Origin of the sequence: Actinomadura sp. KC345, assembly GCF_004348515.1 — a bacterium.
Lineage (GTDB): Bacteria > Actinomycetota > Actinomycetes > Streptosporangiales > Streptosporangiaceae > Spirillospora.
This window is the reverse complement of record NZ_SMKH01000193.1, coordinates 1-14,876: the sequence shown is the minus strand read 5'-3', so window position 1 is coordinate 14,876 and position 14,876 is coordinate 1. Positions and strand designations below refer to the sequence as shown.

General features: G+C 70.3%; 15 protein-coding genes. 7 read left to right on the top strand and 8 right to left on the bottom strand.

Going from position 1 to position 14,876, the window contains the following annotated elements:
* Window positions 1-223: 223 nt before the first annotated feature.
* Window positions 224-412 carry a hypothetical protein gene (locus E1281_RS26715; protein ID WP_131882441.1) on the bottom strand — a complete coding sequence of 63 codons (189 nt, stop codon included), beginning with the start codon at window positions 410-412 and terminating at the stop codon, window positions 224-226.
* Between the two features lie 499 nt (window positions 413-911).
* On the opposite strand from E1281_RS26715, the gene E1281_RS26710 reads away from it, so the two are divergent.
* Together E1281_RS26710 and E1281_RS26705 are read left to right on the top strand one after the other, a co-directional pair.
* Window positions 912-1,439 (top strand): hypothetical protein, encoded by a 528-nt coding sequence (locus E1281_RS26710; RefSeq protein ID WP_131882440.1) that lies wholly within the window; start codon window positions 912-914, stop codon window positions 1,437-1,439.
* A gap of 355 nt (window positions 1,440-1,794) precedes the next feature.
* Window positions 1,795-2,541 (top strand): IclR family transcriptional regulator, encoded by a 747-nt coding sequence (locus tag E1281_RS26705; protein WP_165959118.1) that lies wholly within the window; start codon window positions 1,795-1,797, stop codon window positions 2,539-2,541.
* Between the two features lie 48 nt (window positions 2,542-2,589).
* On the opposite strand, the gene E1281_RS26700 is transcribed toward E1281_RS26705, so the two are convergent.
* Window positions 2,590-2,952: a YkvA family protein gene (locus tag E1281_RS26700; protein WP_131882439.1), complete on the bottom strand. Its 363-nt coding sequence runs from the start codon at window positions 2,950-2,952 to the stop codon at window positions 2,590-2,592.
* Between the two features lie 369 nt (window positions 2,953-3,321).
* On the opposite strand from E1281_RS26700, the gene E1281_RS26695 reads away from it, so the two are divergent.
* Entirely contained in the window at window positions 3,322-4,254 is a 933-nt protein-coding gene (locus tag E1281_RS26695) for an alpha/beta hydrolase fold domain-containing protein (RefSeq protein WP_131882437.1), read from the top strand.
* Between the two features lie 168 nt (window positions 4,255-4,422).
* On the opposite strand, the gene E1281_RS42690 is transcribed toward E1281_RS26695, so the two are convergent.
* From E1281_RS42690 to E1281_RS26670, 5 genes are all read right to left on the bottom strand, one after another.
* Window positions 4,423-5,040, bottom strand: coding sequence for a septal ring lytic transglycosylase RlpA family protein (locus E1281_RS42690; protein ID WP_131882436.1), 618 nt, complete (start codon window positions 5,038-5,040; stop codon window positions 4,423-4,425).
* Window positions 5,041-5,589: 549 nt separating this feature from the next.
* Entirely contained in the window at window positions 5,590-6,474 is an 885-nt protein-coding gene (locus E1281_RS26685) for a hypothetical protein (RefSeq protein ID WP_131882435.1), read from the bottom strand.
* A gap of 399 nt (window positions 6,475-6,873) precedes the next feature.
* A complete protein-coding gene (locus tag E1281_RS26680) occupies window positions 6,874-7,986 on the bottom strand; it encodes a ferritin-like domain-containing protein (RefSeq protein ID WP_131882433.1) in 1,113 nt (370 codons plus the stop codon).
* A gap of 164 nt (window positions 7,987-8,150) precedes the next feature.
* The gene (locus tag E1281_RS26675) at window positions 8,151-8,759 is read right to left on the bottom strand and encodes a hypothetical protein (RefSeq protein ID WP_243717428.1); all 609 of its coding nucleotides are present in this window, start codon (window positions 8,757-8,759) and stop codon (window positions 8,151-8,153) included.
* Window positions 8,760-8,806: 47 nt separating this feature from the next.
* The gene (locus E1281_RS26670) at window positions 8,807-9,430 is read right to left on the bottom strand and encodes a TetR/AcrR family transcriptional regulator (protein ID WP_131882431.1); all 624 of its coding nucleotides are present in this window, start codon (window positions 9,428-9,430) and stop codon (window positions 8,807-8,809) included.
* 195 nt (window positions 9,431-9,625) lie between these two features.
* On the opposite strand from E1281_RS26670, the gene E1281_RS26665 reads away from it, so the two are divergent.
* From E1281_RS26665 to E1281_RS26650, 4 genes are all read left to right on the top strand, one after another.
* Entirely contained in the window at window positions 9,626-10,942 is a 1,317-nt protein-coding gene (locus E1281_RS26665) for a GH1 family beta-glucosidase (RefSeq protein WP_131882429.1), read from the top strand.
* A 72-nt stretch (window positions 10,943-11,014) separates the two neighbouring features.
* Window positions 11,015-12,730 carry a peptidylprolyl isomerase gene (locus tag E1281_RS26660; protein WP_131882428.1) on the top strand — a complete coding sequence of 572 codons (1,716 nt, stop codon included), beginning with the start codon at window positions 11,015-11,017 and terminating at the stop codon, window positions 12,728-12,730.
* Window positions 12,731-13,453 carry a hypothetical protein gene (locus E1281_RS26655; RefSeq protein WP_131882427.1) on the top strand — a complete coding sequence of 241 codons (723 nt, stop codon included), beginning with the start codon at window positions 12,731-12,733 and terminating at the stop codon, window positions 13,451-13,453.
* 80 nt (window positions 13,454-13,533) lie between these two features.
* Complete coding sequence (locus E1281_RS26650) at window positions 13,534-14,292, top strand: class I SAM-dependent methyltransferase (protein ID WP_131882426.1); 759 nt, start codon at window positions 13,534-13,536, stop codon at window positions 14,290-14,292.
* A gap of 101 nt (window positions 14,293-14,393) precedes the next feature.
* Here E1281_RS26650 and E1281_RS40505 read toward each other — a convergent pair.
* A partial coding sequence (locus E1281_RS40505; protein ID WP_207943501.1) for an endonuclease/exonuclease/phosphatase family protein occupies window positions 14,394-14,876 on the bottom strand: 483 nt, incomplete at its 5' end.

The window sequence follows — 14,876 nt, the reverse complement described above, 5'->3', positions numbered from 1 at the left end:
ATGGGAGGGTGGGGCGCCGTCGGCTGGTGCGACGCATCGACCGGACGACCGTGTCCTGTGCGCCTGCGCCCCGACTTCCGGCGATGATCATTAAGCTACCGGATGGTAGTCAACGCGCGATATTAGCTCGCGGTCACATTCGGCAGAGGCCGGTTTGTCACCGGCGTGACAAGACGAAAAACCCCTTTACAGGCGGGCATGCACGCGGTCACCGACCGTGCCGTCACGCGAGAGCCCCGCCGGCCTCCCCCGCCTTGGACGCCGCACGGTAAAGCGCAATTCGCCGCCTGCACAGACCGACGCAGGCGACTCCCCAGAGCAACCCGATCTCCGCCACGAGCGCGACGCCGATGACGATCGCCCAGTCCGTCTCGTTCCGATCGCTCATCGCGGTCGGGGACATCAGCGTCATCTGGCCCTCACCGGCCGCTGATTGCGCCCCGCCAGGAGCCGTCAACGGCGGCATGACCACCGGCCCCTGCCCAGGCGCCGACGGCGGTGCCGACGGCAGGTCCGGCACAGGAACCTCGGGGACGCCCAGACCTTCGACGTCAGGCGCCCCTGCGCCCGTCCCACCGGCATCTCCTCCAGGACCGCCTCCGGGCAACCCGGGGCCGGAAGCACAGGACTCCCTGTCCTCACCTGGGCGGCACTCCCCGTCCCCGGAGGACGCCGTGCTAGGAGTCGGTGCACTGGAAGTGGAGGGCGTCGCCCTGGGAGATGAGGACGGCTTTCCCTTAGGCGATTCAGGGGGCGGCTCAGCGTTCGGTTTAGGCGAGCCGCCAGTGGGCGTACCGCCGCCAGAGGGCGACTCGGTGCCCGAAGTCGGCGACTCTGAAGGCGCCCCCGCCCCCGAAGAAGGCGAGCCTGACGGCGACCCGCCCCCCGGAGACGACGAGCCCGGAGACGACATGTCCGAGGACGGCGTGACGCCAGGGCTCGGCGAGCCCGAGGACGACGTGACGCCAGGGCTCGGCGAGCCCGAGGACGACGTGACGCCAGGGCTCGGCGAGCCCGAGGACGACGTGCCACCGGGAGACGGCGTCCCCGAAGCGCCACCAGAAGGCGGCGCACCGGAAGGCGACGGGGCATCCGGGGACGGCGAGCCCGTGAGCGAGACGGGCGAGTCGGAGAAGTTGATGACCGCCCGCGTGGACAGGCGGTCCGTGTTCGCAGCGTCCGCCTCCGCGAGGACGCTCATCGGCTTGGCGGACGGACCCGAGACCACCGAGTTCGGCACGCGAAGGGTGGCCGTTCGTTCAACCGGGGTCTCGTCCAGGTCACCCAGTTCGCATCGCAGTTCGTGGCCTGAATCAGCCTTCGTGCAAGCCGGTGAATGGCTCGTCCAAGACAACGGAAGTTCTGCCGTAAGACGCAGCACCGCATCCTTCGCGATCCCACCCTGGGCGCGCACGCCCACCGCATACGCAAGCGCATAGTCCGGGCCCGTTGCCGTGCGGCCGGTTGCCGTCATGTCCATGAGTAACCGGACGGCGGACGGGCGTTCGCCGGATACCGCAGCGGTGGCCGGGCCGATGAGCATCAGCGACGGTACGGCGAGTGCGATCGCACCCCAGCATGTCCTTCGGCGCCCCGTTTGCACCCGGTCCCCTCTCGCGGTCTTGCTCTCCCTATGGCTGCCAGGGGGGCGGCGACGCGGCGCCAGGCACAGACAGTTATTGCCATGTCCTGGGCATGTGTAACGTGTGTCACTCCCTTGACGGCCCCTCTTCCGCGTAGCGAAATCGGTTCTCCGTAGAATCGGGGACCGGTCGCAAGGGAGAGGAGGCACGGGTGGCGGAGGCCGTTCGGTCGCTGGAGCGCGCGTTCGATCTGCTGGAGCATCTGGCGGACGCGGGGGGCGAGATGGCGCTGTCGGAGCTGACGGAGGTCTCCGGGCTGCCGATGCCGACGATCTACCGCCTCATGCGGACGCTCGTGAATCAGGGCTACGTGCGACAGGAGCCGTCCAAGCGCTACGCCCTCGGCCCGCGGCTCGTCCGGCTCGGCGAGGGGGCCAGCCGCCTGCTGGGCACGTGGGCGCGGCCGGTGCTGTCGGGCCTGGTGGACGAGGTCGGCGAGACGGCCAACATGGCGGTGCTCGAAGGCGACGAGGCCGTGTACGTCGCGCAGGTGCCGTCCAAGCACTCCATGCGCATGTTCACCGAGGTGGGGCGACGCGTCCAGGCGCACTGCACGGGCGTGGGGAAGGCACTGCTGTCCCAGTTGCCCGACCAGCGCGTCCAGGAGATCCTCGCCCGCACGGGCATGGAGGCCCACACACCCAACACGCTCACCACCCCGGACGCTCTGCTGTCCGAGTTGGAAAAGATCCGCGAGCAGGGGTACGCGCTGGACGACGAGGAGCAGGAGATCGGTGTCCGTTGCGTCGCGGTGCCTCTGCGGGGTGCGCCGGCACTGACGGCGATATCGGTGTCAGGCCCGTCCGGGCGCATGACTCGCGAGGTCGTCCCCAACGTCGTGCCCGTCATGCGGGACGCCGCCGACCGCTTCAGCAAGGACCTGGCCCCGCGCACGTGAAAGGCGAGACCGCCACGCGGACGGTCTCGCCTTCGATTGATGGGCGCGTCAGTCGATGGGCTCGCCCACGAGGACGGTCGGGCGTCCCCCGCGTTCCCAGGCGACGAAGTCACCGGCGGCCTTGATGAGGACCGTGGCCATCCACAGGGCCAGACCGGTGTCGTCCGCGATGCCCACGACGGGAATCATGTCGGGGATGGCGTCGATCGGGGAGACGATGTAGACGAGGCCCAGGGCAAGCAGTCCGAGCGTCCCGAAGGACATGCCCTTGTACTGCCCGCGGAGGACCGACTTGAGCATCCTGGGGACGGCGCGGGCGCGCTCCCACAGCCCAGGGGCGTCGGGTTCCAGGGTCTCGCGATAGATCTGCCAGGCCTGCCCTGCGGCGGCCGCACTGCGCTTCCTGTCCACGAGCACTCCTCATACGGACGTTCAGGCGGGCGCGCCCCCGCGGCGCCCACGTTCCAGTACGACGCCACCGATGCCGGAAATGTTCCCCCCACTCCGCCCATGAGGCCGGGCTCACAGCCGCCCCAGGTGCGTCGACTCGCGGCGCGTTGTGGTCGGGAGCGCGGGCGGCGTCACGCGGCCGTTGCGGCGGGAGGGGTGTGTGGCGGGTGGGTGAGAAGACTCACGCTCGTGGGTGACGTGCGGCGATTCACGGCGTGTTGACCGGCGTTCACTGCAAGCATCGGCTTGCAGGAGGCGCCTCCCGTGAGGTGTGTCGCCTCCCGACACGGCCGGCGTTGCCCGTCGGCCATCGCAGGACCCGGAGACGATATGAGCGGTGACGACCATACGCACCAGCCCGTCCATGGGACGGCGGCGGGGGACCCGTACGTCGCGCTGCCCCCGACCGCGGTCGACGCGTCCGCCGCGGGTCCGGTCCGGGTGATCGTGGCCTGGCCCGGCTTCGACCCGCCCCGCACGGCGAGCGCGCTCGCGACGGCGATCCCGATGACGGGGGTCCCCGTCTGGCGCGTCTACCTCGACCTGCCCGGCCGGCCGTCCGGCGGACTCGAATCGGGAGCGATCCTGCAGACCGAGGCCATCGAGCGGTACTGCGCGGCGGTCGAGGACGCCGCCGAGCGCCTCCCGGCCGCCCTGGCGGACATCCGCCGCGACCTCGCGCTGCCCGACGGCCCCGTCGCCCTGGCGGGCTTCAGCGCGGGCGGTGCCGTCGCGCTGCTGGCGGCGGCGCGCGACGTCGTCCCGGTGACCACCGTCGCGCTCGTGTCGCCCGTCGTCGCGCCCTCACGCGCCGCGCGTGCCGTCGAGAAGCGCTCGGGCCTCGACCGCTCCTGGACGGACCATGCCCGCGCGCTCGCCGATCGCCTCGACCTCGGCGCCGTCGCCACCGACATGGCCGGACAGGACATCGCGACGCTCCTCATCAGCGGCGCCAAGGACCGGGTCGTCCCCGCCCGGGAGATCACGGCCCTGCGCGACGTCATGCGCCGCCACGGCACCGGGCCCGTGGAGTCCACGACGTTCCGCATGGGCCACGCGCTGGCCGCGGAACCCGGCACAGAGGCCCGCGCGCCCATCACCGAGGCCGTACGCGTGGACGGCGTCCTCACCGACTGGTTCCGCGAACGCCTGGCCACCACATCCGGTGAACCCGTCGATGCCGCGTGGACGGACGCTCAGCCGGCGAGCCCCGACGAGCACACGGCGGACACCGAAGACGGCACCTGGTCACTCGTCCGCTGACCACGCCCCCTGCCCGTCCAAGGGAAGGGGGCGTAGGCGAGGATCGCGCCGACCTGCATGCCGGTGACGCGGGAGCCGACCGCCTACACCCCCTGCCCGTCCGCGGGAAGGCGCCGCCCGGCGGGCATGGTTCGGTGCCCGCCGGACGGGTGTGACGGTGTCCGGGTGTCAACCGCGGGACAGGACCTCGTAGCGGACCGGGATCACGCCCGATCCGGTGCCGCGGACCTTCTTCATCGCGGCCTTGGACAGGTCCAGGCAGCGGCCGCTCACGAACGGGCCGCGGTCGTTGATGCGGACGGTGACCGAACGGCCGTTGTTCTTGTTGGTCACACGGACCTTGGAACCCATCGGCAGCGTCTTGTGCGCGGCCGTCAACTCGCTCGGGTCGAACTTCTCTCCGCTGGCGGTCATCTGCCCCTGCCAGTAGTACGAGGCCTCGCAGGACCCCGACTCCACGGCCTTGTTCCGCTTCTTCTTGGCCTCGGGCTTGGGCATGTGGCCGCTCTCGGTGTCGGGCTTGCGCTTCGGAGTCTTCGTCCTCGTCGGTGACGGCTCCGGCGCGCGGGTCTTGCCGCGGTCCGTGCGCGTCGGTTCCGCGCGCGGCTCGTCCCGCAGCGGTCGCGTCGCCTTCGGCGCGGTGTGCGAGGACTTCGGCGCGGTGTGCGAGGACTTCGGCGCGGTGTGCGCCGTCTGCGCCGTGCTCGCGGAGGCGTCTCCCTTGACCAGCGCGAACGCGCCCAAGGTGAGAACCGCGGCGGTGGCGCCGGAGATGACCAGGACCATACGTAGGCGTGCTCGAACAAGCCGCCTGGCAGGGCTACCCACAAAGGTGTCCTTTGATCGGGGACAAGGGCCCCGGACGCCCGGCGTGTCGTACCGCCGTGATCGCGGCGGGTTCAGGGGGACGTCGCTCGTCCCCGATCTTCACAGCGCTTCCGCGTGATCGCGGTTCCAGCGTCCGGCGGGTGCGGCGGGAAAGGCATCTTCACTTTTGATCTCTACGACGCCGCACCGGGTGGACTGCTTTCATCCTCGCGGCTTGCACCAGATGACCTTCCTGGCACGAAGCCGGATGATTTTCGTCCGTGCCCGACCGTACGTTGCCTCTCGCGGGAATCAAGCCGCAGGGCCCTCTTATGTGGGGTTTGTCACCCGGCCTTTTGCCCTCTGGAGTCGATCAGCCGCACTACGTAACGTCGCGCGATGATCGCCTTTACCTGTCGAGAAGACATGATCTCGGACATATAACTAGCGGTTTCTCGGCATACGAAACGGGGCGTTCCGCAGATGTAACGACATCCGCGGAACGCCCCGTTTCGTTCCGTGCGGGGATCAGCCGAGACCGGGCCCGGCCGGCAGGTCGACGCCCGACGAGGTCAGCAGGGACACCGGGCCGTCCGCCGCACCGCCGACGCGGTCGCGCGCCTTCAGCACCTCCACCGTCTGGCCGACGCCGTTCTCGGTCTCGTCGAGGGCGGTGCCGACATGGTTGACCGCGCCGTTCGCCTGGCCGAGCACGTCGTCGGTCGGCCCCGGCCGCGTGGACCGCTCCGTCGGCGGGAACAGCGTCGTGCCGACGGGCAGGCCGGCCGGCTCTGCCTTGGCGAGCGTGGACGGGACGTCCGCCAGGGGCATGCTCAGCGGCGCCTCGGCGGGGAGGACGGTCTCCGTGCCCGGGACGCCGAGCCCGCTCTTACGCAGGCCCGGATCGACGCCGTTGAGGTTTCCGAGAAGCCTGCCGGGCAGGTCGCCGGCCTCGCCGACCGCGTCGCCCGCGGGGCCGGCCACGGCGGGAAGTGCGTTCGGCGCCGAGCGGCCTCCGGCGCGGGACGCCGGAGCGAGGCAGTCTCCCTTGGGAAGCGCGCCCAGCGGGGTCTGGTCGACGGTGCTCAGCGGCGCCTCCGGAAGGCTCGTCCCAGCGTTGGAGTTGGCCGTCTTCCCCGGGTTCAGGGTGCATCGTGCCGCGCGGGCGCCCGGCCCCGCCGGGGAGTTCTCAAGGACGCCGTCGACCGTGAGCGTGGTCAGCTCCGCGGTCTGGCCGGCGCTCTGGGTGACGGGTTCGGGGAGCGTGCGGGCGACCGGCGCGGCGGCGTACGTCTCGTAGAGGAGCGTGGTGGACGGGCCCGGCGCGGCGTTCGCCGGTGCGGCCGCGACGGTGAGCGCGGCGACGGGAGCGAGGACGGAGACGCTCAGCAGGCTCTTGACGGATCGGTTCATGCTTTCCCCCCGGGGCTTCGGATTGACCCTGCACTGAGCCTTTTCATCAGATCTGTCCCGGCCATCCGGGGATAAAAAGGGCTCGATGTGATGTGCGCCCGTTCGGAATTCGCCGGATCAGGCACATCGTCGAACGGCGACATTAGTACAGGCCGGAGGCTCACACCGGGAGTTGGAACATCGATGGGTAAACGCCATATAGATCTACAGGAATCGATCGGCGAACTTCCCGCGCACGTCAAATGGCGACAAGTTCCACCAAAGCTTACCGAGACGCGAAACGGGGACGCCCGGAAGGACGTCCCCGCCTGCCCCGCACACGCCGAACGCCATCGCTCGCACGGTGGTCGCTCGCACGGTGGTCGCTCGCGCGGCGGCCGGGTGGCTGATCGCGTGGTGCTAGTCGGTGGGGGTGGTGCCGAGGGCGATGGCTTCGTCGACCTCGTTCTGGCGGGCGGCGAGTTCGGCGGCGTAGCGCTCCTCGTCGACCTTTTCGGCGATCTCCTCGTCCTGCTTCATGAGGGCCTCGAGGTCGGCCTTGGCGTTGTCGAGGACGCCCATGTCCTCGTAGGCGGCCTGCACCTTGTAGCCCCAGAGGCCGACGTCGCGGACGCACGGGACGATCCGGCTGAACAGCAGGGACTGGTAGAGCGTGTACATGTCCGAGTTGTCGACGAATTCCATGCACTTGTCGACCGGCATGTCGAGCTGCTCGAAGACCTCGCGTCCCTTGAAGCGGTCCCGCATGAGGTAGCAGCCCTCGACGACGAACTCTTCGCGCTCGGCCCGCTCCTTGTCGGTGAGCTCGGCGTAGTAGTCCTTGAGCGCGAGCCTGCCGAACGCCACGTGCCGCGCCTCGTCCTGCATGACGTAGGCGAGGAGCTGCTTGACCAGCGGGTTCGTCGACATGTCGCGGTAGAGGCCGAACGCGGCGAGGGCGAGGCCCTCGATGAGGACCTGCATGCCGAGGTACGGCAGGTCCCACCGGCTGTCCTCCAGGGACTCGGCGAGCAGCTTCGCCAGGTCCTGGTTGATCGGGTAGTACATGCCGATCTTCTCGTGCACGAACCTCGTGTACAGCTCGACGTGGCGCGCCTCGTCCATCGTCTGGGTGGCGGCGTAGAACTTGGAGTCCAGGTCCGGGACGGACTGCACGATGCGCGCCGACACGTTCAGGGCGCCCTGCTCACCGTGCAGGAACTGGCTGAACAGCCACGAGCCCTGGTGGCGCCCGAACTCGTCGCGCTCCTTCTGCGACATCTTCTCCCAGATGTCGGAGCCGAACAGGGGGTTGAAGTTCTCCGGGAGGCCGGCGACGTTGACCGGATCGACCTCAAGGTCCCAGTCGATGCGCTTCTGCGCGTCCCACTGCTTGTCCTTGCCCTTCTGGTATAGGTTCAGCAGCCGGTCGCGGCCGTCGTCGTACTCCCAGGTGAAACGGGTGTCACCCGCCATCGGGACGTTCCACGTGTCCGTCGGGACCGGTGTGGAGTAGAGGTCGTAAGAACTCACGGGGGGATCCTCCTCCGGGAATGACGCCGCACGATCGCGACGCGGGTGTGCTCCGCCCACGGCTTTACATCCCTTCGTAACATGTAAAGCAGCGGGAGACCAGCGCCATCCGGGAACCCGTCCACGAAACCGGCGGATCCGGCAAGCCGGACCGGAGGGTCCGGTCAGCGGGACTGGAGGGCGTCCAACCCGACGGCCTGCGCGATGACGAGGCGGCGGTCCAGGCGCGGGTCGTGGATCTCGACGACGTAGCGATCCCGGAGCCCGAACTTCTTGACGACCGAGAAGACGACGTGACCGTCGGCGTGGAAGTCGAAGTGGTACGGCCAGGCGAAGGGGATGGCGTCCACGAACGGGATGAACTGCCAGACGCGCCGCAGGATCGCGACGGTCTGGTTGCGTTCCGTGCCCGTCGTCACGCCGAGGCCCGGCTGCTCCATGTGCCAGGTGGAGGAGACCAGCGACTTCTTGAAGTCCTTGCGGAAGACGCCGATGGGCTGCCCGTGCGCGTCCGTGACGTCGTAGGCGGAGGCGAGGTCGATGCGCTTGCGGGCCTTGAAGCCGAGGATCGGCTGCTTCTTGCCCGCGTCCGCGTACAGGGTCACCTGCTCCTTGAACGCCATGCGCTTCTGCTGCGCGAAGGCGACCAGCTCGCCCTCCTTGCCGCCCGGCGCCTCGGCGTGCACTTCGTACTGGTTCACCATCAGGCGGATCCGCTGCCGGATCAGCAGCCTGTGCTGCGCCTGAAGTCCTTGCTCGTCCAGGGCACTCACCCGTTCTGTAGCGTTTTGCGGAGTCTCCCACAGACGGACGGCCCGGATCAGGACTCCTCGATGTGCGACGCCAGATAGCCGTGGATCAGCCGCTCCGCCTCGGCGAGGATCGCCGGGTCGCCGTCGGGGTCGCTACGGAACGCCATCTTCAGCACGGCGTCGCCGGCCTCCACCGAGATCGCGAGGGCGGTGGCCAGGCCCGGGGTGTCCCGGAGGTCGAACGTCTCGACGATCATCCGCCGGAGCCGGTCGGCGACGACCGCGTTGTTGTCGGCGTCGGAGTCGAGCAGGTTGACGTCCGCGACGTCGCCGAACCGCAGCACGCGGAAGCCGGGAACGGTCCGGTGCATGTCCACGAAGATCTCGATGATCGCGCCGACGGTGTCGGACCAGTCGGCGAAGTCGTCCTCGGCCAGCCGCGCCGAGATCCGCTCCCCGAACTCCTCCAGGTTGCGCAGCGCGAGGGACTGCGCGACCGCGCGCTTGTCGGGGAAGAACTGGTACACCGAGCCGATGGCCACGTCGGCGCGCTGGGCGATGCGCGTCGTGGTGAGGCCGTCGTAGCCGTCCTCGTCGAGGATGCCGGCGCAGGCGTCGAGCATGCGCTGGACGCGTTCGGCGCTGCGGCGCTGGGCGGGAAGGCGGCGGAGCGGAGTCCGGATCTCGGTCACCCCACCATTGTCACCCGAACGTGACGGCCGCCGGCATGCGCGACCTGCGCCCGGCCAACCCCGGGTCATGGAACGGGCACCCTTCGGCCTCGGCGGCCCGCGCCGGGCGAAGGCCCGGGTAGCCCGGCCGCCGCCCGAGCACTAATATCCGAAAGCTATTCGCATTTCGGGCAGGGCTTGCCGGGGAGGGACACGATGGGGCTTCCGGAAGGCTTCCGCTGGGGTGTCGCCACCGCCGCCTACCAGATCGAGGGCGCGGTGGGCGAGGACGGGCGGGGACCGTCCACCTGGGACACGTTCTCCCACACGCCGGGACGCGTCCGCGACGGCCACACCGGCGACGTCGCCTGCGACCACTACCACCGGTGGCCCGAGGACGTCGCGCTGATGGCGGGCCTCGGAGTCGACTCCTACCGGTTCTCGATCGCGTGGCCGCGCGTCCAGCCCGCCGGGAGCGGGCCGGTCAACGGCAAGGGCCTCGACTTCTACGACCGCCTCGTGGACGGCCTGCTCGCCGCGGGCATCGCGCCCGCCGCGACGCTCTACCACTGGGACCTCCCCCAACCCCTCGAAGACGCGGGCGGCTGGATGGAACGTGACACCGCCTACCGGTTCGCCGAATTCTCCTACCTCGCCGCCGAACGCCTCGCCGACCGCGTGGACATGTGGATAACCCTCAACGAGCCGGTGGTCGTGACGGCCTACGGCTACGCGTTCGGCGTCTACGCCCCCGGCCGGACGCTCATGCTCGACGCGCTCCCCACCGCGCATCACCAGCTCCTCGCCCACGGACTCGCCGTCCACGCCCTGCGCGGCCGCAACGCCCGCACGATCGGCCTGACGAACCACTACTCCCCGGCCTGGGCCGCGTCCCCGGACGACCAGCCGGCCGCGGACGCCTTCGACGGCTTCATGAACCGGCTGTTCACCGACCCCGTCCTCCTGGGGCGCTACCCGGACCTGATGGACGACGCGCCGTTCGTCCGTTCCGAGGACCTCGCCGTCATCGCCACGCCCATCGACTTCCTGGGCGTGAACTACTACCAGCCGACACGGTTGGCGACGCCGTCCGAAGGACCGCTCCCCTTCGACATGGTGGACATCACCGAGCATCCGACGACCGGGATGGGCTGGCCGATCGTCCCCGAGGCGTTCCTTTCACTGCTGCGTACGCTCGACTCCAGGTACGACCTGCCGCCTCTCTACATCACCGAGAACGGCTGCTCGTTCCCCGACGAGATCGGCCCGGACGGCGTCGCGGACGACTCGTCCCGCATCGACTTCTTGGACGCCCACATCAAGGCCATGCGGACAGCCATCGACGAGGGCATCGACATCCGCGGCTACTACACGTGGTCACTGCTGGACAACTTCGAGTGGTCGGAGGGCTACCACCCGCGCTTCGGCCTCGTCCACGTGGACTACGAGACCCAGAAGCGCACACCGAAGAAGTCCTACGCCTGGTACCGCGACCTCATCGCGTCCTCCCGCACCCAAACCGAACCACGATGAAACCGTCCCGGCCCCGGCATCCGGACGTTCGCAGATAACCTGCTCACTCCGCTTCCACGACGGAGGACCCGAATGCCCGACCCCCGTCCGCTGCGGCCGAACGATCCCCGCGAGGTCGGCGGGTTCCCCCTGACCGGCCGGATCGGCGAGGGCGCCCAGGGCACCGTCTACCTCGGCGAATCGGACACCGGGCAGCGGGTCGCGGTGAAGCTCCTGCACGCCGACTTCGGAAGCGACGCACGGGCCCGCACCGCCTTCGAGCGGGAACTGACCGCGGCCCGGCGCGTCGCCGCGTTCTGCACCGCGCCCATCCTCGCGGCCGAGGCCGACACGGACATGCCGTACATCGTCAGCGAGTACATCGACGGCCCGTCGCTGCGGGAGGTCGTCGCCGAGCGGGGCGCGGTCCCTCCCGCCGAGCTGACCGGGCTCGCCATCGGCACCGCGACCGCGCTGGCGGCGATCCACGCGGCGGAGGTCGTCCACCGCGACTTCAAACCGGCCAACGTGCTGCTCGGCGAGGACGGTCCGAAGGTCATCGACTTCGGCATCGCCCGCCCGCTGGACGCCACGTCCGCCACCCTGACCGGCGCCGTCGGCACGCCCGCCTACATGGCACCGGAGCAGGTGGCGGGCTCCACCGGCGGCGCGCCCCTGGACATGTTCGCGTGGGGCTGCACGATGGCGTTCGCGGCGAACGGGGCCCCGCCGTTCGGCAGCGACACCGTGCCGGCGATCATGCAGCGGGTCCTGCACGACGAGCCGGCGCTGGGCGCGCTCACCGGAGAGCTGCGTGAACTGGTCACGTCCTGCCTGGCCAAGGACCCGGCGAGCCGTCCGACCGCGCTTGAGATCCTGAAGCGCCTGCTGGGCACCGGCGGGGACGCGGACCTCCTGGCAGAGGGCACCTCGGCCGCCGCCCACCCCTCGCCCGCGCTGCTCCAGGCCACGTCCCCTTCCGGGCAGGCACCGCCCACGGGTGCGCAGTCCGGCGTTCCGGATGCGGGGGTGTTCCCGCCGCCCGTGCCGCCCCCGGCCTGGCATCCGCCCTCGACGGTCCCGGCGGCCCCCCGGCGGAGCGGCCGCCCGCTGCTGGTCGCCGGCGCGGCCGTGACCGTCGCGCTGCTGGGCCTCGTCAGCGTCGCCGCGGCGGTCTGGGCGGGGAGCCGCGAGGGGTCCGGAGGTGTGGGCGCCACCGGCGGAACGCCGGCGGGGTCCTCGGCCCCCGGCGCGGAGACCTGCACGTACCCGCCGAACAAGACCGGCGGGGAGGTGAAGGACGTCGGGACGCCGGTGGCGAGGCCGTCGGTGCTCCCCACCGGCGCCACGATCGATACCGACCTCGGGCTGCTGGACCTGGAGCTGGACCACGAGAAGGCGCCGTGCGCGCTGAACTCCCTCGCCTTCCTCGCGGGCCGCAAGTACTTCGACGGCACGACATGCCACCGGCTCACGTCGGACCCGACGTTGAAGGTCCTGCAGTGCGGCGACCCCTCGGGCACAGGGACCGGCGGCCCCGGCTACCGGTTCCCCGACGAGAACACGACCGGCGTCCGCTACACCAGGGGGACCGTGGCCATGGCCAACGCGGGCCCGGACACCAACGGAAGCCAGTTCTTCATCCTCTACGACGACGCACCGGACCTCCCCGCCTCGTATCCGGTCATTGGCCGGGTCAGGTCCGGCATGGAGGTCGTCGACAAGGTCGCGGAAGCCGGCACCGCCGGCGGCTCGCAGGACGGCGAACCGAAACAGAAGATCACCATCACCGAACTCCGCACGTCCTGAATGAGCGCGCTCGACGATCTCTACGACGCGTTCGCGGACGTCCCGCATCCCGTGGCCCTGGACGGATGCCCGTGCTGCGTCGCCCCTGGGGAGGGACGGCCGCTGCTCGCCCGTCCCCCGCGCGTCCTCACCGCCGAAGACCTGGCCCGGTACGCGGCCAAGGCGATGAGCACGTGGGGCGGCCCCGAGGAGTTCCGCTACTTCGCACCGCGTCTGATGGAGCTCGCCGCAGAGGACGCCTTCGGCTGGCCGGACGTGGAGGTCGTCTTCCGCAAGCTCGGCCAGGCCCAATGGCAGGACTGGCCCCAGCGCGATGCCGTCGTCGCCTTCTTCCACGCGTTCTGGACGCGGACCCTGGCGAGCCATCCAGCCCGCCCCTCCGCCGCCACCGCCCTTTGCGCGCTCGCCGGAGCAGAGCCCGACATGAGTCACTACCTGGACGAGTGGGGCGCGTTGGCGTCCGAACCGGCCCTCCGGCATCTGCATGCGTTCGTCAGTGAGGAGCTGGTCTGGCGGCGCGGCCGCCCATGGCTGAGCAACGCGTTCTGGGACGTCTCGTCCGCGGCGTATCGGCAGGTCATGGAGTGGCTGACCGGTGGCCCGGCATACGCGGCGGTCAGCGCGGCCTTCGGCAGGACGGAGGACGAGCCGGCGCTGCGGCTCCTTGCCGCCATCGAAGAGCAGCTCAGGCCGACCGGTGACACGGTCACGCGTCCGGACTAAAGCAGGCGCTCGTCATCCTCCTCATCCTCGGCTACCGACCCGCCCGGCCGACGCGCCACCGGCAAGGGATCATGTAAGCCATGGACCGCACGTTCGATGACCTGCTTGACGAGGCCGACGCCACACCGGTGGACGGCTGGGACTTCGCCTGGCTGGACGGCCGCGCCACGGAGCAGCGCCCCTCCTGGGGATACCAGCGCCTGATGAGCGAACGCCTGGCCGGGGCCGAGGCGGCGCTGGACATCCAGACCGGCGGCGGCGAGGTCCTCGCCGGAGCGGCGAGGTTCCCGCCCGCGATGGCGGCGACGGAGTCATGGCCGCCGAACATCGCCAGAGCGACCCGGCTCCTGCGCCCGAGGGGCGTGGTCGTGGTCGCCGACCCGGACGAACCGCCGCTGCCGTTCGGCGACGAGTCCTTCGACCTGGTGGTCAGCCGCCACCCCGCGACGGTCTGGTGGACGGAGATCGCCCGCGTGCTCACCCCCGGCGGGACGTATCTCGCGCAGCACGTCGGCCCGGCCAGCGTGTTCGAGCTGACCGAGCACTTCCTCGGGCCGCAGCCGGAAGCGCGGCGGTCGCGCCGTCCCGAGATCGAGAGCGCGGACGCGGAGGCGAGCGGCCTGGACGTCGTCGACCTGCGCTCGGAGCGGCTGCGGATGGAGTTCTTCGACGTCGGCGCCATCGTGTACTTCCTGCGGAAAGTGATCTGGATCGTCCCCGGCTTCACCTCCGGCGCCCACCGCGAGCGGCTACGGGAGCTGCATGAGCGGATCCAGCGCGACGGCTCCTTCGTCGCGCACTCCGCCCGTCACCTCATCGAGGCCCGCAAGCCCGGCTGACGGACCTACGCGCCGTCGGCCGGGTGGTCAATGTGTGCCCGCCGTCTCGCACATGCCAGCCCCTAACCGGGACGGATTTTCCGGCTGCGGGCTGTTCGTGCCTAAGGGATGGTGAGGGTCGCTTCTATGCCGTAGTGGTCGGACAAGACGCTGGAGCTGCCGTCGGCCAGGCGGACGTCTTCCTTGAAGACCACGCGTGCGCTGGTCTCCATCCCCGGTCTCGCGAGGATCTGGTCGATGGCGCCGATGTCCGCGTAATCGGGGCGGAAGGTGGGTTCCGTGTCGCCGGAGAGGGCGTCTCGCAGGCCGGCGGCGGAGGCGAAGTCCCGGAAGAGGTGGTGGTCGCGGGGGACGTTGAAGTCGCCCATGACCGCCAGGGGTTCCGCCGGGTCCAGCCTGCCGATGAGGGCCGCCAGTCCTCTCAGTTCGGATTCCTCGGCCTTCGTGTACACATTGGACGGGGTCCAGTGGACGTCCCTGTTCGCCGTGAGGTGCGTGTTCACGACCGTCAGGTATCCGCCCGGAAGGCGGACGCGTGTGAACAGGGCGCCTTTGCGCAGCACCCATTCGAGACGGGGCGGGCG